Source organism: Nonomuraea antimicrobica (assembly GCF_039536965.1).
GTDB classification, from domain to species: domain Bacteria; phylum Actinomycetota; class Actinomycetes; order Streptosporangiales; family Streptosporangiaceae; genus Nonomuraea; species Nonomuraea antimicrobica.
In genome coordinates, this window is sequence record NZ_BAAAZP010000254.1 from 1 (window position 1) to 611 (window position 611).

The window sequence follows — 611 nt, forward strand, 5'->3', positions numbered from 1 at the left end:
TGCGTTGCTGCCGGACGTGAGCAGGCCGACTGCACCCTGCGAGGCCACGTCCCGCAGGGTCACGTTCGTTGCTGGCCCGGTAACCCTTATCAGCGAGTCAATGATGGGCGCCGTCGAGCCCGCGAGCGTGGTCACCGTCTGGTTAGACGCGTTCGCCGAGCCCTGCCAGGTCGTGACCGTCTCGTCCCGCCAGTACACGCCGGGCACCTCGACGATCGCAGTCAATCTGGCGCGGGCGGCACCGGTGTTCACCTCGGGTTCGCTAGCTGCGGTCACGGTCACGTCGGCCACCCGGACGATGGAGCCTGCCCGGTAGCGCAGCGACATCAGACGGTGCCGGACGCCGAGCAGCGCGCCCAGGGCCTCCAAATTGGCCTCCATCTGCGCGAAGCCGCCGTCCATCCCTGCGGGTGTCGCACCGGTCACGATGAAGACGAGCGCGAAGCTGGTCGCCTCATGGTCCAGACCCGTGATGGGCAGCTCGCCGGCGCGGCCGGGGACGGTCACCCTGACGGCTCTCGCCCCTGGCAACGGCCGGCGCTGCGTCCCCCGCTTAGTGGTCTGAGTTGTAAATCCTTCGGGGGTTATGCGGCGGGGTCCAGTACGGCAGG

The 611-nt window shown here is 68.9% G+C and carries 1 pseudogene; it reads right to left on the reverse strand.

Annotation, left to right across the window (positions count from 1 at the left end):
• Nucleotides 1-507 (reverse strand): annotated as a pseudogene (locus ABD844_RS52250) (hypothetical protein); the annotation flags it as partial.
• Nucleotides 508-611: the final 104 nt, after the last annotated feature.